A 21,463-nucleotide genomic window follows, 5' to 3' on the forward strand; every position below is an offset into this window, starting at 1 on the left:
CTTGGGGTGGGCGCTTTTCAGGGGTTGTCGACCAGCCTGGAAGGTGGCGTTTCAGGGTTGTCGACCAGCCTGGAAGGTGGCGTTTCAGGGTTGTCGAGTAGCCCGGGAACGAAGTGAGCGAGCGTATCGAGACGAGGGGGTCTCGATACGTACTCGGCCAGCCTAACGGGGGTCGATCGGCTTGGCGGCGGGTGGTGCGTCGGGGGCGTCGACCTCGCGCTCGAGGGGATTGTCGAACTCCACGGTCACCACCTCGAAGCCCTTGTTGCGCTGGGCCTGCGCCGCGCGGGCGTAGGCGATCTCGTCGCCGTCGGTCAGGCGGACGTTGTCGGTGAACTCGGTCAGCAGTGCGCGCGGATACATCCGGTCGACGCGCACGACGTTAATCTCCACGCAGAGCACCAGCATCACCGCGGCCAGGTACAGGAAGGCGACCAGACCGAGGACCACCGCGAAGACGCCGGTGACGTCGCGGCTGTGGATGATGACGCGCTCCACGTAGACGCGACCGAAATGCTGCAGCCCCTGCCAGCCGACGGCGGCGAGGACCGCGCCGGGGAGCACGTCGCGAACGCTCAGGGGCCTGGCCGTGCTGAATCGGAACGCGAAGGTGAAGACGCCGACCCCGAGCAGGATCACGCCGGCCTCGGTCACGTACGAGCCGGCCGCGCCGAGGTCGACCGAGGCGACGATGATGTTGATGGCCACCATCGCGATCATCGTCAGACCCACGGTGAACAGCAGCACCGCGCCCCGCAGCCGCACCTTGATCGGGTTGGGGCGGGAGTTGCGCGGCACCGTCCACGCCACGTTCATCGCATTCTGGACGGCGACGGCCACGCCGAGACCGCCGTAGACGGCGCCGATCAGCCCGATGATCACCGTCGTCGTGCTGCCGCTGAGCCCGGCGGGATCGGCCAGCTGGCTGCCGACCACGGGGATCTGATCGAGCGTGGAGGCGATGACCTGCTCTTTGAGCTCCTGGTGGTGCTCCAACACGATCCCGAGCACGGTCGTGAACACCACCAGCAGCGGAAACAGGGAGACGAATCCGTAGTAGGCGATCAACGCCGCGAGATAGCCGCCCTGGTCGTCGAAGTATTTGTAGGCCACCCCGAGCGGATAGCCGACGACGGGGTGGCGGCGCTGGAAGCCGTCGAGGGCCGAGACGAGCGACACGGCGGCCTCCTCAGCCCAGCCCGCGCAGGAACGCGAGCATCGCCTCGTTCACCTGCGGTGCCGCCTCCATCTGGACGAAGTGCCCGGCGCCGGGCACCACGAGGGTCGAGGCCAGACCGGGGACCATCGCCGCGGTGGATTCGAGTGCGGCGGCGCCCATCATCGACAGCACCGGGTCCTGCTCGCCGGCGACGAACAGCGTCGGCACCGTGATCGGCAGGTCGTGCGACTGCGCGGTCTGCTCCCACACCAGGTCCTGTGCGCGATACCAGTTGAGGCCGCCGGTGAAACCGGTCCGGGTGAACCCGTCGAGGTAGACGTCGAACTCGGCGGCGCTCAGCCACGGCCACGGCAGCGGCGGCGCCGCCGGCAGCACGTCCAGGTAACCGTTGCCCTCCGACGGATGACCCCAGCAGCTCAGATAGTCGCCGTCGCCGCCGAGCGCATGGAAGATCTTCGCCAGGAACTCCCGCGGGCGTGCCCCCAGCTCGGCGTCGGCGACGCCGAGCTGCTGGAAGTAATGGAAGTGGACGAAGTGGCGCTGCGCCATCCGCGCGAAGGCCGCGCTCGGCGCGATCGGCTGCCGAGGCGTGCGGGGCACACTGAACTGGATCAGGGCGCGCACACGGTCGGGAGCCCAGGACGGCAGATCCCAGGTGAGGTGGGCGCCGAAGTCGTGTCCGGCGAACACCGCGTCGTCCAGGCCGAGGGCGTCGAGCAGCCCGGTCAGGTCGGCGACGGTGTGCGCCCGGTCGTAGGCGGCCACGTCGGTCGGCGCATCGGTGCGGCCGTACCCGCGCATGTCGGGCGCGATCGCGCGGTACCCGGCGTCGGCCAGCGCCGCCATCTGGTGCCGCCAGGAGTACCACAGCCCGGGGAAGCCGTGGCACAGCACCACCGGCTCTCCCTCGCCCTGCTCGGCGACGTGCATGTCGATCTCACCGACACGGACGATCCGGTGAACGATGGGCGCGGTCATCACTGGGCTCCTCTGGTCCGCCAGACACTTGACTCGCCGGACCTTACCAACGCGAATCCGGGGTTGTCTGCGCCGGAACGCCGTTCGCTCAGTCCGCGGTGGTCGAGGACGGTGCCGCGAACATGGTTCCGGGGTTCATGATGCCTGCCGGGTCGAGGGCGTTCTTGATCCGCTCGTTCAGTCTCATCGCCTCGGGGCCTAGATACTCCGGCAGCCACGAGCGCTTGAGTCGCCCGACCCCGTGCTCGCCGGAGATGGTGCCTCCCAACGAGATCGCCAGAGCCATGATGTCGTCGAAGGCGGCCTGGGCGCGGGCGTGCATGTCGGCGTCGCGCGGGTCGTAGACGACCATCGGGTGCGTGTTGCCGTCACCGGCGTGGGCGACGGTCGCGATCGTCACGTCGCGGTCGGCGGCGATCGCGTCGAAGCCCGCGATCAGGTCCGGAAGCGCGGTCAGCGGTACGCCGACGTCCTCGAGAAGCAGGCTGCCCTGTCGTTCCAGTGCGGGGAACGCGGTGCGGCGCGCGGCGGCGAAGGCCTCGCCCTCCTCGGGGTCGTCGGTGTGGAAGACCTCGGTGGCACCGTTCTGCGTGCAGATGGCGGCCATCGACTCGATCTCGCGGGCCGCCTGACTGCCCGGTGCGTCCGACCGTGCGATCAGCATCGCGGCCGCCTCCGGATCGAGCCCCATGCGCAGCCGGCTCTCCGCGGCGGCGATGGCATTGCGGTCCATGAACTCGAGCATGGACGGCCGCATGCCGGCAGTGATCGCGAGGACCGCATCCGCGGCGGCACGGGTGGTGGGGAACAACGCCACCATCGTCGAATGCGGTTCCGGTGCGGGGATCAGTCGCAGCGTCACCTCGGTGACGACGCCGAGCGTGCCCTCGCTGCCGACGAACAGTTTCGTCAGCGACAGGCCCGCCGAGTCCTTCAGCCGGGGACCGCCGAGCCGGACCACCTCGCCGTCGGGTAGCACGACCTCCAGCCCCAGGACGTAGTCGGCGGTGACACCGTATTTGACGCAGCACAGGCCGCCCGCATTGGTCGCGACGTTGCCGCCGATGGAGCAGATCTCGAACGACGACGGGTCCGGCGGATACCACAGACCGTGCTCGGCGGCGGCGGCCTTGACCGCGACGTTCAGCACGCCGGGCTGTGCCACGGCCGTCCGGGTGGCGGGATCGACGTGGAGCTCGCGCATCGCCTCGACGCTCAGCACGACGGCGCCGTCGACGGCGATGCTCCCGCCCGACAGGCCCGTTCCCGCACCGCGCGGCACTACCGGGACCCGGTGCCGACCGGCCCACCGCAGCGTGGCCTGGACGTCAGCGGTGCTGCGCGCGCGGACCACGGCCAGCGGCTCGGCGGTGCTGGGCGCGTGGGCACCGTCCTCCCGGTAGGCGGCGACGACCGCGGGGTCGGTCACGACGGTCTTCGGTGCGAGCTCGTCGATCAGCTCGGCCAGCGGTGCTCGGGCCGGCGACCGGAGCTCGTGTGCGGGCACGGCGGTGGCCATGGTTCGTTGCCTTTCTGGGGAGGTCCCGATCGGGATGCGGCGGGGGCGGGTGGAGTCACGGCAGGGTGACGGTCGGATCCTGCTGGTCGTCGGCGGCCGGTGCGACGGTCCGGGGCGGGCCGGTCACGGTCTGCGGGTTCGCGCGGGTGTTGACGTACAGCTGGAAGATGTCCGGTCGAGAATAGTGGCCCACGACGTCCAGGTCGTATTTGGCGCGGACGATCTCATCGAGGTCGATCTCGGCGGTCAGCAGTGCCTCCTCGCCGTACACGGGACCGGCGAGGACCTCGCCGAGCGGCGAGATGATGCACGAGCCGCCGTTCATCAGCACGGTGTCCGGCTCGTTCCCGAGCACGCAGTCGTAGTCGTCGGGGCAGTCCGCCCGCTCGATGTACTGGCAGGCCGAGAGCACGAACACGCGGCCCTCGTACGCGATGTGGCGCATGCTCGTGGCCCACAGCTCACGGTCGTCGAGCGTGGGGGCGCACCAGATCTGCACGCCCTGCTCGTACATGTGGTGCCGCAGCAGCGGCAGGTGGTTCTCCCAGCAGATCACCGTGCCCATCACGCCGTGCGGGGTCTCGACGACGGGCATCGTCGAGCCGTCGCCCATGCCCCAGAGCAGACGCTCGTGACCGGTGGGCATCAGCTTCCGGTGGTAGGCGATCATGCCCTGCTCGGGAGCAACGGTGGCGACCGCGCAGTACCGCGTGCCGTGCTCGCGTTCGATGATCCCGATGACGATCGTGATGCCGAACTCGGTGGCGAGGTCGGCCACCTCGGCCATCTCCGGTCCGTCGATCCGCACCGACGAGTTCCAGTACCGGAGGAAGTCGTCGCGCCCGGCCGGGGTGCGGCCGCCGACGAACGAGCCCATGTCCAGGCCCTTCGGGTACCCGCCGATGAACCCCTCGGGGAACACGACGATCTGCGCGCCGGTCTCGGCGGCACGCCCGACCCACTCGCGGACCTTCGCCATCGTGGCGGGCGTGTCGAACAGCACCGTCGCGGCCTGAACCACTGCGACCTTGGTCATCTACTCTCCATCTCTCACTGAATCGGGTTCCGGTGGCGTCACGGCGGGCGCACGCCCGCCGGTCACATCAATTCTGCGTCCGCTGCGCGGCGCCGGTCGACGATCGCGCGACGGCGTCGGCCTGATCGAACAGTTGGGCCAGATGCACGCTGGGCACGTCGCCGAGCTGGGCGAGCTGCGTCTTGCAGGAGAAGCCGTCGGCCAGCACCACCGCTTCGGGATGATCCCGGACGACGCGCAGGACGCCGTCCTCGGCGATCTTCACCGATAGTTCGTAGTGGCCCTTCTCCATCCCGAAGTTGCCGGCCAACCCGCAGCAGCCTTCGACGACGATCAGCTCGGCGCCCGCCGCGGTCAGCACTCGCCGGTCGGCGCCGTAACCGATGACGGCGTGATGGTGGCAGTGCGGCTGGGCGACCACCTGGACGCCGTCGAGCCGCGGTGGCCGCCACCCGGCACGCACCGCATCGTCGAGGACCTCGCCGATGGTTCGGGTGGCCGCCGACAGCGCGGCCGCGTCCGGGTCGTCGGGAAGCAGCTCCACCAGGTCCGAGCGCAGCGTCGCGGTGCACGAGGGTTCGATGCCGACGATCGTCTTGCCCTGGGCGACGTGCGGCGTCAGGTGCCGCGTGGTCTGCGCGAGGCGTCGTTTCGCGGCGTCGAGCTGACCGGTGGAGATCAGGGTCAGTCCGCAGCAGGCTCCGGGGGCGGCGATCTCCACCGTGTAGCCGGCGGATTCGAGCAGCCGGATGGTCGCCAGTCCCGCCTCCGGCCGGAAGTACTCGGTGAACGAGTCGGCCCACAGGACGATCGAGCCGAGGTCGCCGGCGGTGCCTTCGACGACGGTCGGGGCGAGCTTCGAGAACCGCTTGCGGGCGAAATCGGTCATGCTGCGCCGGGGATCCATTCCCGCGAGCGACATCAGGGGCCGCATCAGCGCTCGTTTGCGGGTGACTCGGTTGATCGCTCCGGCGAACGGGGAGGCCAGTCTGGCGAGAGTCGGCAGGCGCCCCAGGGAGTAGTGACTGGCCGGTCGGCGCTTGCCGCGATACTTGCGGTAGAGGGCCTCCGACTTGAGCATCGCCATGTCGATGCCGGTGGGGCATTCGCTCGCGCAGGCCTTGCAGGACAGACAGAGGTCCAGCGATTCGGCGACCTCCGGCGCGTCCCATCCCTGGACGAGACTGCCGTTCGCGAGCTCCTGCAGGACGCGGGCCCGCGCCCGGGTGGAGTCCTTCTCGTCCTTGGTCGCCTGGAAGGACGGGCACATGAAGCCGTCGTCGGCCCGGCACTTCCCGACGCCGACGCACCGGTGGACGGACTTGGACAGGTCGCCGCCGTCGTGCGCGAACGAGAAGCCGCCGATCGCCGGCAGGGGCTGTGCCGCGGGTCGTCGCAGGTTCTCATCGAACGGCTCGGGGTCGACGATGATGCCGGGGTTGCACACGTTGTACGGATCGAACAGCGCCTTGAAGCCGGCGAGTGCGGCGATCGCGTCCGGCGAGTACATGCCGGCCAGCAGCTCTCCGCGGGCGCGACCGTCACCGTGTTCGCCGGACGGCGAGCCCTCGTAGCGCTGGACGAGATCGGAAGCGGCGAGGATGAACGGACGCATCTCGTGCGGGCGCTCCTCCAGGGGCATGTTGATCCGGATGTGGACGCAGCCGTCGCCGAAGTGACCGTAGGCGAGGCCTTCCACCTCGTGCGCGGCCATCAGCGCCTCGAAGTCGCGCAGGTACTGCCCGAGGTGCTCGGGCGGCACCGCCGCGTCCTCCCAGCCCGGCCACGCCTGATCACCGGAGGGCGTCCGGCCGGCCAGACCGGCGCCGTCGGCGCGGATCTTCCACAGCGCGGTCGCCTCGGGGCCCGGCGGCAGGAGGACCGAGTCGAGGGCGGCGCTCGCGGCGATGAGCTCGCGACCGGCGGTGAGACCCTCCTCGACGGTCTCGCCGGGCATCTCGACGAACAGCCAGCCGTCGCCGGCGGGCAGCGGCGGGACGGCGTCGGGTCCGTTGGCGCGACGCACCACGTCGACCAGGCGCGAATCCATGCCCTCCATCGCCAGCGGCTGCAGGTGCAGCAGGTTGCGCACGTCGTCGCCGGCCTCGGCCATCGACCGGTAGCCGAGGACGGCCAGCGCCGGGGTGGCCGAGCGGGGGACCAGTCGGACCGTCGCTTCGAGCATCAACCCGCAGCTGCCCTCGGTGCCGACCAATGCCCGCGCCAGATGATGACCGTTCTCCGGGAGCAGGTGCTCGAGCGAGTAGCCGGAGACCTGGCGGGAGAAGCGGCCGAACTCGAGGCGGAGCGTTGCGAGGTTGGTGCGGGTGAAGGCGTCGAGGCCCGGGACGACGGTGAGGTCGTCCGCGACGGTGAAGCGGCGCCCGTCCCCGGCGAGCCAGTCCATCGAGACCACGTTGTCGGCCGCGCGACCGTACGCGAGCGCACGCGGGCCGCAGGCGTTGTTGCCGAGGGTGCCGCCGATCGTGCACCGGGTGTGCGTCGACGGATCGGGTCCGAAACGCAGCCCGTACCGGCCGGCCGCGGCGTTGAGGTCGGCGAGGATCACCCCCGGCTCGACGCGCGCGGTCCGCGCCTGCGGATCGATCTCGATGATGCGGTTCATGTGCCGACTGAAATCGATCACGACGCCCGTGCCGATCGCATTGCCCGCCACCGACGTGCCCGCACCGCGACCGATCAGCGGGACGCGATGGATCGCGCAGATCCGGCGCACGGCGACGACGTCGTCGCCGGAGCGGGGGAAGACCACGGCGGTGGGCACGACGCGGTAGTTGGAGGCATCGGTGGAGTACTCGGCGCGCCGACGGGCCGAGAAGTCGACCTCGCCGGTGACGGCCTCGCGCAGCTCGGCTTCGAACGTGTTGATGTCCATCGGTCAGATGTGCGCGACGGTCGGCGCCGGGGTCGGCGTCGTTCGGGGCAGACCGAGCGCGTCGGTCGCCGCATTCAGGCTGGTCTGGCTCTGCTGCCGGTAGAGCTCGTCCGGATCGGCGATGGGGCGCCCGATCAGCGTCGACAGGCGCGCCAGGTCGTAGCCGGCGCCGTCGTGCTCGCCGTTCTTCGCACCGGCCTCGACGAGGTTGGAGCTGAAGATCCCGGCGGCGGAGCGGGGCAGGAAGTCTTCGTAGACGATCGGCTCGGCGACCAGCCAGCCGCCCGACAGCAGCTCTTCGACGTCGGCGGCGGCGGGCGGCTCGGCGCCGGGGCGGTCGGCGGGGACGGCATAGGTGAAGTAGGCCAGACCGTCGCGGTGCAGACCCTGCTCGGAGTCCGGGAAGTACTCGCGCCAGACGGCGGCTGCGGCGTCGTTGCGCGCATCCATCGTCCCGTCGGTGCGGGCGGCCTCGATCCGGGCGATGGCCTCCTCGTAGCGTCGGCGGCCCTCGGGCGTGGGGGCGATGCCTCGCGCCTCGACCTCACCGAAGCGGACGCGCAGGGAGCCCTCGGAGATCTCGCCGTCGGCGTCGATGAAGCGGCGACGTTCCTCGAGCGCACGGAACGAGGTCTGACGGAGCAGGAGATCGGGGCCCTCCCAGCGCGGCGGGCCCTGGATCGCGTCGATCATCGTGATGCCGGAGGCCGACATGACGCGGTAGAGCTCGTCGATGTCGCGGACCCGGGGCGTCAGATGGTTGATGTGCGTGCTGGTGACGCCGCCGATGTCGGCTGCGACCGCCGAGATCTGCTCGAGTTCGCGGTACCACTCCTTCGGCACGGGTTCGCTCGAGATCTCGAAGGCGGCGACGGCCTCGGTGAGGAACTCCTCGGCTTCGCTCTCCGACAAGCCGGTGGCCTCGCACTTGTCGGCCAGCTCCAGCAGGCGGTCGCCGAAGATGCGGCGCGCGCCCAGGAACTCCTCCAGGCGAGCCTGCATGGAGGCGTCGAAGAATCGTCGGTCCTCGGGGACCAGCATGGAGCAGAAGACCCGGAAGGGGTTGCGATCCAGCTCGGCCGCGTCGATCGGGCGGCAGGCCGTCGACACCACGGGGATCGAGCTGTCGGCGGTGTCGCGCAGGTCGTAGAACCCGACCGGATGCATGCCGAAGGCGCCCAGGATGCGGGCGACCTGGTTGAGTTCCTCCGGGGTCCCGACGCGGATCGCACCGTGCCGTTCCGCGGTGACGCGGTCGACGGAGCCGAGTCGCTCGGCTTGGACTCCCTCGTTCATCATGACCTGGCGGTTGACCGCCGACGACGCCTCGACGAGGCGTGTGTAGGCGGGAACCTCCCGGCCGTACACCTCGGACAGCCGTTCTGCGAACTGTGCTCGTAGAACCGCGACTTCCACTGGCGACACGAATCGTCTCCTCTCTGTTGGACCGAACCGGCGTCAATGTTGGCAGGATCACGATCTTTAGGCCTAGCGAAGGATTATGAACAATTAAGTTTAAGAAACCTAAAACCTCGGTAAGGTGGGCCTCATGAATTGGACGACGCAGCAGCTCCGTGCGCTGGTCGCCGTGGCGGACTTCGGATCGATGACCGCGGCGGCGACCTTCCTGTCCTATACGACCGGGGCGATCTCGCAGCAGATCTCCGCTCTCGAGGCGGCCGTCGGCCAGGACCTGCTCATCCGTCTGGGGCGAGGGGTGCGGCTCACCGATGCCGGGCACGTGATGGTCGGCCATGCGCGCGAGATCATCGCCGCCAACGAGGCCGCCGCGAATGCGCTGCAACGCGCCGACGACGATCGGCCCGTCACCGTCAATCTCGGGATCTTCACCTCCGCCGCGGTCGCATACCTGCCCGAGCTGCTGGCGCTGCTCGCTCGGACCAGCCCGCAGATCACCGTCAATGCACACGAGATCTCGCTGACCACGGTGCACGAACGTCTGGCGCAGGGGCGTCTGGACGTGGCGCTGGGCGTGGACTACCCGAACTACCCGGTCATGGACTACCAGGCGTTGACGGTGGTGCGGATGCAGAGCGAGCCCTTCCACCTGCTCTCCTCGGATCCGGAGCCGCTGACGATCGCCCGGCTCAACGAGGTCGACTGGGTGATGCCGCCCTACGAGAGTCACTTCGGCGCGTCGATACGGCTGGCCCTGCACGCGGTCGGAGTGACGCCGCGGGTACGGCACGTGCTGTCGAACCACGTCGCGGCGATAGCATTGGCCGAAGCCGGGTTGGGCGTCACGCCGGCCACCGAGACCACCTCCCGGCTGCGGGCTCATCACTGCCACGAGCACCGCTTCCCCGGTGATCCCGAGCGGCTCCTGGTCGCGCTCGCGCAGCCGGCGAGTCTGGAGCGACGCAGTGTCCGCCAGGTGATCGACGGCTTGCGGTGTTGCCTGCCGCAGTGAACCTGCTATTGTTGCCTGCGACACATTTCATGCCGTGACCGAACCAGGCATCCGTGTCGTTCGCCCGAGCGCCGCATTCGCCGAATGCGATCCAGCGCTGTTCGCGTGCCTCGCTGCGATGACTCCTCCCGGGACGTATCGCACCACCTGAACTCTCCGGGCCCGCCGATCCCATTCGGATGCCGCCTCAGAACATTCGCCGCCCCGCTCCACCCGCGGGGCTCGGCTGCCGCGGCCGCGAAGGCCGCCCGGACCCTCCCCGCCCAGGGACGGCCTCCGGTCGCATCCGCTGTACCAAGAGGAGAATCGACATGTCCCGACTGCCTGCTGCCGCGCCGGGCGGCGTGAGTGCGCCGGACCCGACGAGCATGCGCAAGGTAGTCATCGGCACCTTCGTCGGCACCGCGCTCGAGTGGTACGACTACTACATCTACGGCACCGCCGCCGCACTGGTCTTCGGCTCGCTGTTCTTCAGCGGGTTGAGTCCGGTGGTGGCGACGATCGCGGCGTTCGGCACGTTCGCCGTCGGCTTCGTCGCCCGCCCGATCGGCGGAGTCATCTTCGGCTACGTCGGCGACCGGTACGGGCGGCGCATCGCGCTGATCTGGTCGCTGGTGATCATGGGCGCCATCACCGGCATGATCGGTCTGCTGCCGCCGACCGCGTCGATCGGCGTCATCGCGCCGATCGCCTTGACGACCTTCCGCTTCATCCAGGGGCTCGCGGTGGGCGGTGAGTGGTCCGGTGCCATGACAATGATCCTCGAGCACGCGCCCGAGAAGAAGCGCGGCTTCTACGGGGTCCTGCCCCAGATCGGTGCGCCGGTCGGCACCCTGATGTCCTCGGGCGCCTTCGCCCTGGTCACCGTGCTCAGCGGCGACGGTTTCGACAGCTGGGCTGGCGCATCCCGTTCCTGCTGGCCTTCCCGCTGCTCGCCATCGCGATGTACGTCCGGCAGAAGGTCGAGGAGTCTCCGGAGTTCCTCGCCATGGTCGCTGAGGCGGAGGCCGAGGCCGCAGACGGCGATCGGCCCGAGAAGAAGTCGTTCCCGCTGCTCGTCGTGCTGCGGGAGAACGGTGCCGAACTGCTCGCCGGGACCCTGGCGTCGTTCCTGGGCATCGGCCTGTTCTACGTCGTGACCACCTTCATGATCAGCTACGCCAAGAACCAGCTCGGGATGGCGGCGTCGACCGTGCTGGCCGCTTCCCTCACCGCCGCTGCGATTCAGATCGGCTGGCTGCTGCTGCTCAGCCGCGTGGCCGACCGGATCAGCGCGGCGCGGCTGACGATGATCGGCGGCGTGGCCACGGTGGCGCTGGCCCTCCCCCTGATGGGCGTGGCGTCGATGGCGACCTACTTCGGTCTGGTGGTCGGCATCTTCATCGGACTGGCCTGCCTCTCGCTCGCCTACGCGGTCAACGGCAAGCTGCTGCTGGAACTGTTCTCGGCGGAGACCCGCTACACGGCGATGGGACTGTGCTACAACCTCTCCGCGGTGCTCAGCGGCTTCATTCCGATGATCGCCTCCGCGCTGCTCCTGTGGTCCGACGGTGCGGGCTGGTCGGTGTCGCTGCTGGTGGTGGTGATCGGTGTGCTGGGCGGCCTCGGCGGATACCTCACGCAGACGATCCATCGGCGCCGGCTGCGTGAGACCGCCGTCGACCTCCCGGAGCCGCCGGTGGCGACTGCGCGTGATCGCGGTGTCACCGAGCCCGTCTGAACACGCTGACCGAACGGCACGATCGGGTGCCGACCGGCCGCCCCGCTCCACCGGGTCCGTGTGGGGCGGGGCGGCCCCGTTCCGTCACCGTCCGGTCTCGTCGTTGCTCTGCCACGGAAGATTGGCGCGACGGCTCGCATGCACGGGGCAGTAGTGGATCGGGTTGTCGCGCTCGGCGCCCGAGGGCAGGTTGCGGGCCGGGCTCTCCAGCAGCGGCGCGTCGGGAGCGACGCGGCCGGTGAGACGGTCGTCGGCGTCGCGGGCCCGGGGATGGCGGCGGTAGCGTCGCGGCAACAGTCGCATCCCGGTGTCGACGGCCTTGCCGAACAACTCGAAACGGCGTTGGTCGGCGTCGGTCCACCTCAGCCCCATCATCTCGCGGACGGGTTCGTCGTACAGACCGGTGGTGATCCACATGAAGAGGCGTTGCACCACGCCGATCTGCTTGCGCCACAACCAGTCCGGCACCAGTGAAGGCATCCACGGCGGTGGCGGCAGGGTGGTGATGTCCAGGACGGTGCGGACCGCGGCGTGATCGCGCAGGACGTGGCGGCACATGTGGTCCCAGTACTCGAGGAAGTCCTCGTAGGTGTCCGGGCACGGCCGCATACTGACGCCGTATTGGGCGTACCAGGCGCGGGACTCCTCGAACAGGCGGCGCTTGTCGGCCTCGGAGATCGGCGGCCCGAAGGCCTCGGCGCAGCGGATGTTGCCGTACCAGAAGGTGGCGTGCGCCCAGTAGAAGACGTCGGGGTCGAGCGCGTGGTAGCGCTCTCCGGTGTCCATCGTGCCCTTGATCGTCAGGTGATAGTCGCGCACGGCATGGCCGGTCTCCGGGGTGCGGTCGAAGACGACGCCGCTGATCGGGTACAGCGAACGCAGCAGGCGTTCCCAGCGTTCGCCGAAGAAGTCGGAGTGATCCCACACCCCGGCGGCGAGCTTCGGATGCATGTTCTGCATCGACCCCGACCACAGGCCCATGAGCATGCCGCGCCAGTCGCCGAAGTACTTCCAGGTGACCGAGTCCGGTCCGGGCGAGGCGATGGCGTCGGCGGAGCGTGCTCCGGTGGATCGGTCCGCGTCTTCGAATCCGCCGCTGGTGGGAACGGCCTCTGCCTGCGTCATGAGACGAACGTATCGATACGTCTCAGTGGTGTCAATCACTCTTCAGGATCTCGCCGCCGCCCGCCGTCATCGAAAAGTCAGCCGAACGACGTCGCCGGCCACCAGCTGGGCGGCCCGCCACCGGGATTCGGGCGTCAAGACGGCGGCCACCGGATAGCCGCCGGTGACCGGGTGATCGGTCAGGAAGATCACCGGGTGCCCGTTGGGCGGGATCTGGATTCCGCCCAACGGGACGCCCTCGCTGCGCATCTCGCCGAGGTCGGCGCGGTGCTCCGGATACGGTTCGGACCCGGTGCGCACCAGCCGAACCCCGACGCGGTTGCTCGCGGGCGCCACCGTCCACCGGCCTGCGGTCAGCACGGCGGCGTCCTCGAGCCGGTCATCGCGCGGGCCGCGGTCGGCGAACAGTTCGACGACGCCGTCGGCGCCCGCCGTCGGCGCGAAGTCGACGGCGGGCCACGCCTGCGCCGCGTCGTCGACCGGTAGCGCATCCCCGGGGCGCAGCGGCGGCGGCCCCAGCGCCGACAGCACATCGCCGGCCCGGGAACCCAGTTCGGGGGCGGCATCGAAACCGCCCCGGATCGCCACGTAGTTGCGGCAGCCGCGAGGCGGTGTCGCCACCGCGATGACGGCGCCGTCGGGGAGAGTGAGGGCGCAGTGGCTGCCGACCGGGACGCCGTCGACCCGGACGTCGACGGCCGGACCGGTGACCGCGACCAGTTGGCGACCGACCGCGCGGGCGGACCATCCGCCCAGCGTGACCTCGACGGCTGCGGCGTGCTCGGCGTTGCCGACCAGCCGATTGGCCTGGGTGAGGGCGAACTGGTCGGCGGCGCCCGACCGGGGGACCCCCAGGTGTGCCAGACCCGGGCGACCCAGGTCCTGGAGGGTCGCCAGCGGGCCGGTGCTCACCACGATCAGACCGGCGTGCGTCCGGCTCGCCTCGGGCGCCGGTGTCAGTGCGGGGCGGCGCGCGTGGTGAGCGTCGTCGGCACGGGCGGGGACGAAGCGCACCTGCCGGCCCGCGTGCAGGGCGGCAGGCGGGTTCGCGGCACTGTTCCACAGCGGAATATCGGTGTGCCCCAACAGGAACCACCCGCCTGGGCTGGTTCGCGGATACACCGCGCTGTAGCCGGCCGCGATGGCCACCGAGCCGGCCGGGACCGACGGCCGCGACTGCGCGCGCCGCGTGATGCGGGCCAGGATCGCGGTGTCGTCGGCGTCGGCGTCGGGGTGGGGGACCAGGTAGCCGAAACCGGGTGCGAAACCCATGAATTGGACGGTCCAGACGACGCGGCTGTGGGCCCGGATCAGCCGATCTGTGGAAACTCCGGCGAGGTCGGCCGCCGACGCGAGATCGGCGCCGTCGTAGACCGTCGGAACAGTCAGGGGCGAGGCGGCCGAATCGGTCGCCGGATCGGTTCCCGGGGCGTGCGCGCGGGCGTCACGGGCGATTCTCAGAATCGACAGCCGATCCAGTCCTGCGCCCGGCAGCGCCTCGACCAAGACTGTGTCGGCGCCCACAACCACATCGCACATCGGCAGGCGCCCGTCGTCGACCGCCGCGCGCAGGGCGCGGGCCACGCGCACCGCCGTCGCCTCGGGAAACGGCTCGGCATGCAGGTCAAGCAGGGTGGCGTCGCTGCCCGCGGGGAGCTCTCGCATTCCATCACGGTACCGACTTATGCGTAAGCTGAGCACGCGACAAGAGTCGTGGATGCTGAACGTGGGACCCTCGTGCGGCGTCCGAGTCGAACCACGACTAGGTTGTTACCCAGCAACTGCTCACCCGCGAGTTATAAGGGGTTTGTGTGTCCGTTGACAATGACGTGACCGAACAGGCGACAGGGAAGTTCACCTACCCGGGTGGCGAGATCGATCTGCCGATCCTGCGCGCCACCGAGGGCAGCGATTCGGTCGCGCTGGGCACCTTCCTCGCCCAGACCGGACTGACGACCTTCGACGGAGGCTTCGTCAACACCGCGTCGACGAAGTCGTCGATCACCTACATCGACGGCGACGCGGGCATCCTGCGTTACCGCGGTTACCCGATCGACCAGCTCGCCGAGAAGTCGACCTTCATCGAGGTCAGCTACCTGCTGATCTACGGTGAGCTGCCGACGCCGACGCAGTTGGAGGAGTTCACCACCCGCATCCAGCGGCACACCCTCCTGCACGAGGACCTGAAGCGGTTCTTCGACGGCTTCCCGCGCAACGCGCACCCGATGCCGGTGGTCTCGAGCGCGGTCAACGCTCTCAGCGCGTACTACCAGGACTCGCTCGATCCCAAGGATCCCGAGCAGGTCGAGCTGGCGACCATCCGCCTGCTGGCCAAGCTGCCGACCATCGCGGCCTACGCCTACAAGAAGTCACAGGGTCAGCCCTTCCTGTACCCGGACAACTCGCTCAACCTGGTCGAGAACTTCCTCCGGATGACCTTCGGCTTCCCGGCCGAGCCCTACGAGGTGGACCCCGAGGTCGCCAAGGCGCTCGACATGCTTTTCATCCTGCACGCCGATCACGAGCAGAACTGCTCGACGTCGACCGTGCGCCTGGTCGGCTCGTCGCAGGCCAACCTGTTCACCTCGATCTCGGGCGGCATCAACGCGCTCTGGGGCCCGCTGCACGGCGGCGCCAACCAGGCCGTCCTCGAGATGCTCGAAGAGATCCGCGCTTCCGGCGGCGACACCAAGGCCTTCATGACCAAGGTGAAGAACAAGGAAGACGGCGTGAAGCTCATGGGCTTCGGTCACCGCGTCTACAAGAACTACGACCCGCGTGCGGCGATCGTGAAGAAGACCGCCGACCAGATCCTCAGCGCACTCGGCGTCCAGGACGAGCTCCTCGACATCGCGAAGGGCCTGGAAGAGGTCGCACTGCACGACGACTACTTCGTCGAGCGCAGGCTGTACCCGAACGTCGACTTCTACACCGGCGTCATCTACCGGGCGATGGGCTTCCCGACCCGCATGTTCACCGTGCTGTTCGCCCTCGGCCGACTGCCCGGCTGGATCGCGCACTGGCGCGAGATGCACAACGATCCGACCACCAAGATCGGTCGTCCGCGCCAGCTGTACACCGGCTACACCGAGCGCGATTTCGTCGAGATGGGGGACCGCTGACATGAGCAAGCCCGAAGTCGAGTTCCCCGAGGGCCCGGCGCCCGCCTCCCTCGAAGTCACCGACCTGGTGATCGGTGAGGGCGCCGAGGCGCAGCACGGCGGCACCGTCGACGTTCACTACGTCGGCGTCGAGTTCGATTCCGGTGAGGAGTTCGACTCGTCGTGGGACCGCGGCCAGTCCGCACGCTTCCCGCTCGACGCGCTGATCCCCGGCTGGCAGGAGGGCATCCCGGGCATGAAGGTCGGCGGTCGTCGTCGCCTGGTGGTCCCGCCGGAGCTGGCCTACGGTCCGGCAGGCGCCGGCCACCGGTTGTCGGGCAAGACGCTGATCTTCGTGATCGATCTGCTCGGAGTCTGAGCCGAGTCCGACGAAAAGAACCGCATCGCACCTGCGATGCGGTTCTTCTCGTCTCTGGAAGTAACCTCGAGACCGACACCCCACCCCCAGGCCCGTCCGTCGACGACGGCCGGCCCGACAGTCGAGGAGCAGCACATGACATTCACCGCGATGGTCGCACGCGAGGCCGACGGTGCCATCACGCTGGCGCGCGAGAGCGTCGACGAGAGCTTTCTGCCCGACGGCGATGTGACGATCCGCGTCGAGTACTCCAGCGTCAACTACAAGGATGCGCTGGCGGTGACCCCGCGCGGCGGTGTGGTGCGCAACTACCCGATCATCCCGGGGATCGACATCGCGGGCGTGGTGACCGAGTCGGCGTCGGACCTGTTCGCCCCCGGCGACGCGGTGGTCGCACACGGGCACGACATCGGCACCGCGCAGCACGGCGGATACGCCGAGTACGCGCGCGTCTCGAGCGAGTGGGTGTACAAGCTGGAGAAGCTGTCGACGCGCGAGGCCGCCGCGGTCGGCACCGCGGGGTTCACCGGGGCGATGAGCGTGCAGGCCCTGCTGAACCGGGGACTCAAGCCGTCTGACGGCCCGGTGCTGGTGACCGGTGCCAGCGGCGGCGTCGGCTCGGTCAGCGTCGACCTGTTGGCACAGCTGGGATTCGAGGTGGTGGCGTCCTCGGGGAAGGAGTCGGCCGGCGAACTGCTGCGGGAGCTGGGTGCGGCGCAGGTGATCGGGCGCCTCCCGGAGGACCCGGATGCCAAGATCCGCCCCCTCGACAAGCAGCGGTGGGCCTCCGCGGTGGACTGCGTCGGTGGTCGGACCCTCGCCTACGTGCTGTCGACGACCTCGTACGGCGGCGCGGTCGCCGCGAGCGGACTGACCGGCGGCGCGGGTCTGGAGACGACGGTGATGCCCTTCATCCTGCGCGGAGTGGCGTTGGAGGGCATCGACTCGGTGCTGGCGAGCAGCAGGGTGCGGCGGGCCCTGTGGGCGCGGATCGAATCCGATCTGCAGCCGCGTCACCTGGACCGGTTGATCGACGAGATCGGCCTCGAGGAGCTGCCTGCGGCCCTGGATCGGATCCGGGCGGGCGGCGCGACCGGGCGGGGCGTCGTCAAGATCGCCTGACGGCGGTGGATCCTGTGACATCTGGAACCCTCCCGGTTCCAGATGTCACAGGATCGCGCCTCACTTGCGTGCGGTGACCATCCCCGCCACCTCGCGCCAACGGATCCGGCTGCCCGTGCGCAGAATCGAGTGCCGGTAGATCCGGGAGGCGACCCACACGGCGATCAGACAGGCCACGATCATCAGCCCGAAGGTTCCCGCGACCTGCGCCGGATCGGTGTCACCGGTCGCGATGCGGATCGGCATGAGGACCGCGCTGAACGGCGGAATCCAACTGAGGGTCTCGATGAACGGTGAATCGAGGGCCTGAATCCCGAAGGTGCCCGAGTACAGGACCGCCATCACCAGCACGGTCAGCGGCGCCGAACTGGAGTTCAGCTCCTCCTGGCGGCTGACCATCGCGCCGGTGGCCGCGTACAGGGCGGCGAAGAACAGGAAGCCGAGCAGGAACCAGGCGATCACCGCGGCGAAGACGGTGGCCGCGGTGCCGGTCAGAGTGAGCAGGCCGGTGACCTTTCCCGCGACCATCGCGGTGGCACCGATCAGGACGATCTGACCCAGCGAGATGGCGCCGATCCCCAGGATCTTGCCCCACAGCAGGTGCAGCGGTCGGACCGTCGACAACAGCAGTTCGACGATGCGGGAGGACTTCTCCTCGACGACTCCGACGGCGACCATCAGGCCGCCCATCATGATCGCCATGATGAGCAGGACCGAGCCGATCAGGGCGACGGTGACGCGCTGGGCCTCGTCGGGCTTGGTGACCTGGGTCCGGTCCGTCTCGAAGCGGGGCTCGGGGAGGGTGGCGGCGTCGACTCCCTTGGCCTCGAGTGCGGTCGACAGTGCGCGCTGCGAGGAGACGCCCCGGAGGATGCCCTCGACGGTCGGGTTCATGGCGTTCTTGCTGATCGCGGTGTACGCGCCGTCGCTGCCGACGACGAGGGCCGCGTCCAGGTCGCCGTCGGCCACCTGGGCGCGCGCGGCGCTCGCATCCGGCACCGCGACCGCCGAGATGCGCTGGCCGGCCGCGGCCCCGGTGGCCTCGATCGTCTGCGCGAGGCTCCGGTCGCCGCCGACCACGCCCACTCGGTCGACGCTCTCGCCGCCCGACAGGCTCGACCAGACGACGGCGCCGATGATGATCACGGCCATCAGCAGGCCGGTGCTGATCACGAACGACTTCTCGCGAGCGCGGGTGCCGATCTCGCGACCGGCCACCAGAAGGATGTTCTGGATCGATGAATTCATCTGCGTCACACCAGCTCTCGGAAGAGTTCGGTCAGGGAGGGCGCGGTCATCGCGAATCGATGGACCGGGCCGGCGGCCAGTGCCGCCTGGAGGATCTGCTGGTCGTCGGCGCCGTCCACGTGCAGGACCGCGGAGTCGTCGCCGTAATCGACAGCGGTCACGCCGGGGAGGCCGTCGGCCCAGCGGGCCGCCGAATCGGGGCCCGCCACCTGCAGGCGCAGACCGTCGCGGGCGCGGAGCTCGTCGACCGTGCCGAGGGCCTTCATCACGCCGCCGGAGATGACGCCGACGGTGTCGCACAGGCGCTCCACCAGGTCGAGCTGGTGCGACGAGAAGATCACCGGGATGCCCTGGGCGGCCTTGTCGGTGAGCACCTCGCTCATCACGTCGACGGCGACCGGATCCAGGCCGGAGAAGGGCTCGTCGAGAACCAGGACGTCCGGATCGTGCACCAGGGCCGCGGCGAGCTGGACCCGCTGCTGATTGCCGAGCGACAGGTCGTTGACGTTGTCGCCGATCCGCTCGTGGATGCCGAGGCGGCGGGTCCACTGCTCGGTGGCGTCGACGGCCTCGGCCTTCGACAGGCCGTGCAGGCGCGCGAGGTAGGTCAACTGGTCGCCGACCTTCATCTTGGGGTACAGGCCGCGTTCCTCGGGCATGTAGCCGATCCGCTTGCGACCCTCGAAGTCGATCGGCGATCCGCCGAGCAGGACCTGCCCCGAGTCGGCGGCCAGCACGCCGAGGATGATGCGCATGGTGGTGGACTTGCCCGCGCCGTTGCTGCCGACGAAGCCGAAGATCTCACCGGGCGCCACCTGGAAGGTGACATCGGTCAGGGCTTTGACCCGCCCGTAGCTCTTCGCCAGGTGGTTAACGGTCAATGCTTGTGGCACAAGAGTTCTCCTATGTCGTCATCAGGTGAGCAGTCGTTCGGCGCAGCAGTCGCCTGCTGGATGGTCATCGACTGGGCGGTCGTCAGTCGGACGGGTCGTCGAGCGGGAAGTCGTCGGGTTCTGGGTCGGCCATCCACCAGGAGATGAGCACGTCGGGCAGGCACGAGGCCGAGTAGACGAGGGCGATCAGCAGCCAGGCGGCGGCCACCAGCGAGTCGCCGCTGACGGTTTCGCGCATCGAGAGTCCGATGAGGATCGCGTAGACCACGAGCATCATCGGAATCACCAGGTTGTAGCAGATCGCCCGTGCGGCGTTGCGCTGGGCGAGTTGGATCTCGTCGAGGGCGTCGGCGGGTGCGCCGCCGACCGAGCCGGTCACGATGCGCAGCATCATCAGCGCGGTCAACGACACGACCAGCCCCGCGGCCAGCGGGATCGACGCCCAGCCGATGCTCCAGAAGGAGATGACGGCAGCGATGAGGACGACGTCCAGGGAGATGACGACGGTCGCGGCCAGGGTCCGACGTCCGCGACGATTACGCATGCCGGGCAACAGGTTGCGGGTCAGGTGAACGAAGCGGTCATGTCGGCGCGCCGCGCCCGCGGTGTAGCGGCGCGCCCACTGGGGGACGGCATCGTCGGGAAAGACGGAGTTGGAGTCAATCATCTGTCGGACCATTCGTCGTCGGTTGCGTCGTCGTCGGTTGCGGGGGATCGGGTGGGCCGTAGAGCTGGGTCGACATGGCGGTGAACTCGGTGCGGCTGAAGACGGCCTCCACCGGCAGCCCGAAGACCTCGCAGATGCGGAAGGCGAGGTCGAGGCTGGGGTAGTTGTCGCCGCGCTCCAGTGCCCCCACGGACTGGACGTTGATGTCCACCGCGTCGGCCAGCTCGGCGCGTGACATCTTCCGCTCGGCGCGTAGGACGGCGATGCGGTTGTGGATGGGGAGCCGAGGGCCCCTCCTGACCGGACTCACCTAATCGAGTGTTGTGAAAACACAACGAAATGTCAACCGTTGACCCTATTGACGGCGATGTCGGTGGTACTCGATAGCATGCCCGCATGATTGAGAGCAGCACCGACGGGACCGTCACGACCATCGAACTGGCTCGCGAAGACAAGCGGAATGCCCTCGACGAGGGGATGGTCGCAGGACTGTCGACGGCCTTCGCCGAGGCGGTCGACGGTGGTGCGCGCGTCATCGTTCTCACCGGTCGGGGCAAGGCGTTCAGCGCGGGCGCCGATCTGTCGGGTCCGGTGTACAACCGGTCCTTCATCGACGCTCTGGTTGCGTTGATGGAGCAGATCGAGACGACCCCGGTCCCGGTGATCGCGGCGCTCAATGGCCCGGCGCTCGGCGCCGGACTGCAACTGGCGATGGCTGCCGACCTGCGAGTCCTCGCACCGTCTGCGTTCGTGGGGATTCCGGCGGCCAAGATCGGTGTCGCCGTGGACGAGTGGACGATCCGGCGGCTCGTCTCGCTGGTCGGCGCCGGGCACGCGCGCGGCATGCTCTTCGGCTGCGACCTGCTGACCGCCGACCAGGCGCTGGGCCTCGGCTTCGCGAACCGGCTCGGCAGCCTGGCCGACGCCCAGCGGTGGTCCGCCGAGATCGCACAGTTCGCGCCGCTGACGCTGCGGCACTACAAGTCGGTGTTCACCGGCGACGGCGCCCGCGACGAGGCCCCCGCTGACCGCGTGGCGGCCATGCACGCCGCCTGGCTCAGCGACGACGTGCAGGAGGCGCGGGCCGCCCGCGAGGAGAAGCGGGCGCCGGTCTTCCGCGGACGGTAGATCCCGGGGCTCGCCGCCCGCTCAGCCGGCGGGCGCAGAC

18 protein-coding genes and 1 pseudogene are annotated in these 21,463 nt (G+C 69.4%); 7 read left to right on the plus strand and 12 right to left on the minus strand.

The genetic code is table 11. The features are described from left to right. Window positions 1-162 precede the first annotated feature (162 nt). The 6 genes from AAFO60_RS04335 to hglS form a co-directional block, all read right to left on the minus strand. On the minus strand, window positions 163-1,179 hold the full coding sequence (locus AAFO60_RS04335) for a YihY/virulence factor BrkB family protein (RefSeq protein WP_347954933.1): 1,017 nt from the start codon (window positions 1,177-1,179) through the stop codon (window positions 163-165). Window positions 1,180-1,189: 10 nt separating this feature from the next. Then, entirely contained in the window at window positions 1,190-2,161 is a 972-nt protein-coding gene (locus tag AAFO60_RS04340; protein WP_432211689.1) for an alpha/beta fold hydrolase, read from the minus strand. An 85-nt stretch (window positions 2,162-2,246) separates the two neighbouring features. Further along, on the minus strand, window positions 2,247-3,677 hold the full coding sequence (locus AAFO60_RS04345; protein ID WP_347954935.1) for an FAD-binding oxidoreductase: 1,431 nt from the start codon (window positions 3,675-3,677) through the stop codon (window positions 2,247-2,249). 55 nt (window positions 3,678-3,732) lie between these two features. Continuing rightward, window positions 3,733-4,713, minus strand: coding sequence for a carbon-nitrogen hydrolase family protein (locus AAFO60_RS04350; RefSeq protein WP_347954936.1), 981 nt, complete (start codon window positions 4,711-4,713; stop codon window positions 3,733-3,735). A gap of 67 nt (window positions 4,714-4,780) precedes the next feature. After that, a complete protein-coding gene (locus tag AAFO60_RS04355; RefSeq protein ID WP_347954937.1) occupies window positions 4,781-7,609 on the minus strand; it encodes an FAD-binding and (Fe-S)-binding domain-containing protein in 2,829 nt (942 codons plus the stop codon). 3 nt (window positions 7,610-7,612) lie between these two features. Beyond that, window positions 7,613-9,034, minus strand: coding sequence for a 2-oxoadipate dioxygenase/decarboxylase (gene hglS, locus AAFO60_RS04360; RefSeq protein ID WP_347954938.1), 1,422 nt, complete (start codon window positions 9,032-9,034; stop codon window positions 7,613-7,615). Between the two features lie 124 nt (window positions 9,035-9,158). Here hglS and AAFO60_RS04365 point away from each other — a divergent pair, with 124 nt between their 5' ends. The 3 genes and pseudogenes from AAFO60_RS04365 to AAFO60_RS04380 all read left to right on the plus strand — a co-directional run bounded on the left by AAFO60_RS04365 (window position 9,159) and on the right by AAFO60_RS04380 (window position 11,760). Then, window positions 9,159-10,040 (plus strand): LysR family transcriptional regulator, encoded by an 882-nt coding sequence (locus tag AAFO60_RS04365; RefSeq protein WP_347954939.1) that lies wholly within the window; start codon window positions 9,159-9,161, stop codon window positions 10,038-10,040. A gap of 368 nt (window positions 10,041-10,408) precedes the next feature. Beyond that, window positions 10,409-10,849, plus strand: a pseudogene (locus AAFO60_RS20970) (MFS transporter); the annotation flags it as partial. Beyond that, entirely contained in the window at window positions 10,777-11,760 is a 984-nt protein-coding gene (locus AAFO60_RS04380; protein WP_347954942.1) for an MFS transporter, read from the plus strand. The pseudogene AAFO60_RS20970 and the gene AAFO60_RS04380, both read left to right, overlap by 73 nt. An 84-nt stretch (window positions 11,761-11,844) precedes the next feature. Here the strand turns inward: AAFO60_RS04380 and AAFO60_RS04385 are convergent, their stop codons facing one another. Beyond that, window positions 11,845-12,885, minus strand: coding sequence for an oxygenase MpaB family protein (locus tag AAFO60_RS04385; protein WP_347954943.1), 1,041 nt, complete (start codon window positions 12,883-12,885; stop codon window positions 11,845-11,847). 66 nt (window positions 12,886-12,951) lie between these two features. Next, window positions 12,952-14,550, minus strand: coding sequence for a carboxyltransferase domain-containing protein (locus tag AAFO60_RS04390; protein ID WP_347954944.1), 1,599 nt, complete (start codon window positions 14,548-14,550; stop codon window positions 12,952-12,954). 146 nt (window positions 14,551-14,696) lie between these two features. Here AAFO60_RS04390 and AAFO60_RS04395 point away from each other — a divergent pair, with 146 nt between their 5' ends. The 3 genes from AAFO60_RS04395 (at window position 14,697) to AAFO60_RS04405 (ending at window position 17,487) form a co-directional block, all read left to right on the plus strand. Next, window positions 14,697-16,007 carry a citrate synthase gene (locus AAFO60_RS04395; protein WP_347954945.1) on the plus strand — a complete coding sequence of 437 codons (1,311 nt, stop codon included), beginning with the start codon at window positions 14,697-14,699 and terminating at the stop codon, window positions 16,005-16,007. A gap of 1 nt (window position 16,008) precedes the next feature. After that, a complete protein-coding gene (locus tag AAFO60_RS04400) occupies window positions 16,009-16,365 on the plus strand; it encodes an FKBP-type peptidyl-prolyl cis-trans isomerase (RefSeq protein ID WP_347954946.1) in 357 nt (118 codons plus the stop codon). A gap of 135 nt (window positions 16,366-16,500) precedes the next feature. Then, window positions 16,501-17,487: an oxidoreductase gene (locus tag AAFO60_RS04405; protein WP_347954947.1), complete on the plus strand. Its 987-nt coding sequence runs from the start codon at window positions 16,501-16,503 to the stop codon at window positions 17,485-17,487. Window positions 17,488-17,547: 60 nt separating this feature from the next. Here AAFO60_RS04405 and AAFO60_RS04410 read toward each other — a convergent pair whose 3' ends face one another. The 4 genes from AAFO60_RS04410 to AAFO60_RS04425 all read right to left on the minus strand — a co-directional run bounded on the left by AAFO60_RS04410 (window position 17,548) and on the right by AAFO60_RS04425 (window position 20,605). Further along, window positions 17,548-18,735 carry an ABC transporter permease gene (locus tag AAFO60_RS04410; RefSeq protein ID WP_347954948.1) on the minus strand — a complete coding sequence of 396 codons (1,188 nt, stop codon included), beginning with the start codon at window positions 18,733-18,735 and terminating at the stop codon, window positions 17,548-17,550. Window positions 18,736-18,740: 5 nt separating this feature from the next. Beyond that, entirely contained in the window at window positions 18,741-19,628 is an 888-nt protein-coding gene (locus tag AAFO60_RS04415) for an ABC transporter ATP-binding protein (protein ID WP_347954949.1), read from the minus strand. A gap of 82 nt (window positions 19,629-19,710) precedes the next feature. Continuing rightward, window positions 19,711-20,295 (minus strand): hypothetical protein, encoded by a 585-nt coding sequence (locus tag AAFO60_RS04420; protein ID WP_347954950.1) that lies wholly within the window; start codon window positions 20,293-20,295, stop codon window positions 19,711-19,713. After that, the gene (locus AAFO60_RS04425; RefSeq protein WP_347954951.1) at window positions 20,288-20,605 is read right to left on the minus strand and encodes a helix-turn-helix transcriptional regulator; all 318 of its coding nucleotides are present in this window, start codon (window positions 20,603-20,605) and stop codon (window positions 20,288-20,290) included. Before AAFO60_RS04425 ends, AAFO60_RS04420 begins: the two co-directional genes overlap by 8 nt. Before the next feature lie 86 nt (window positions 20,606-20,691). Here AAFO60_RS04425 and AAFO60_RS04430 point away from each other — a divergent pair, with 86 nt between their 5' ends. Next, window positions 20,692-21,423 (plus strand): enoyl-CoA hydratase, encoded by a 732-nt coding sequence (locus AAFO60_RS04430; protein WP_347954952.1) that lies wholly within the window; start codon window positions 20,692-20,694, stop codon window positions 21,421-21,423. Window positions 21,424-21,463: the final 40 nt, after the last annotated feature.

This window comes from Gordonia aichiensis (genome assembly GCF_039946255.1).
GTDB lineage: Bacteria > Actinomycetota > Actinomycetes > Mycobacteriales > Mycobacteriaceae > Gordonia > Gordonia aichiensis_A.

What these genes read in the sequence shown, in the direction of transcription:
- AAFO60_RS04400 (WP_347954946.1), top strand. Translation starts at nt 16,009, where the DNA reads ATGAGCAAGCCCGAAGTCGAGTTCCCCGAGGGCCCGGCGCCCGCCTCC.
- AAFO60_RS04420 (WP_347954950.1), bottom strand. Translation starts at nt 20,295, where the DNA reads ATGATTGACTCCAACTCCGTCTTTCCCGACGATGCCGTCCCCCAGTGG.
- AAFO60_RS04390 (WP_347954944.1), bottom strand. Translation starts at nt 14,550, where the DNA reads ATGCGAGAGCTCCCCGCGGGCAGCGACGCCACCCTGCTTGACCTGCAT.
- AAFO60_RS04355 (WP_347954937.1), bottom strand. Translation starts at nt 7,609, where the DNA reads ATGGACATCAACACGTTCGAAGCCGAGCTGCGCGAGGCCGTCACCGGC.
- AAFO60_RS04365 (WP_347954939.1), top strand. Translation starts at nt 9,159, where the DNA reads ATGAATTGGACGACGCAGCAGCTCCGTGCGCTGGTCGCCGTGGCGGAC.
- AAFO60_RS04410 (WP_347954948.1), bottom strand. Translation starts at nt 18,735, where the DNA reads ATGAATTCATCGATCCAGAACATCCTTCTGGTGGCCGGTCGCGAGATC.
- AAFO60_RS04385 (WP_347954943.1), bottom strand. Translation starts at nt 12,885, where the DNA reads ATGACGCAGGCAGAGGCCGTTCCCACCAGCGGCGGATTCGAAGACGCG.
- AAFO60_RS04350 (WP_347954936.1), bottom strand. Translation starts at nt 4,713, where the DNA reads ATGACCAAGGTCGCAGTGGTTCAGGCCGCGACGGTGCTGTTCGACACG.
- AAFO60_RS04345 (WP_347954935.1), bottom strand. Translation starts at nt 3,677, where the DNA reads ATGGCCACCGCCGTGCCCGCACACGAGCTCCGGTCGCCGGCCCGAGCA.
- AAFO60_RS04405 (WP_347954947.1), top strand. Translation starts at nt 16,501, where the DNA reads ATGACATTCACCGCGATGGTCGCACGCGAGGCCGACGGTGCCATCACG.
- AAFO60_RS04430 (WP_347954952.1), top strand. Translation starts at nt 20,692, where the DNA reads ATGATTGAGAGCAGCACCGACGGGACCGTCACGACCATCGAACTGGCT.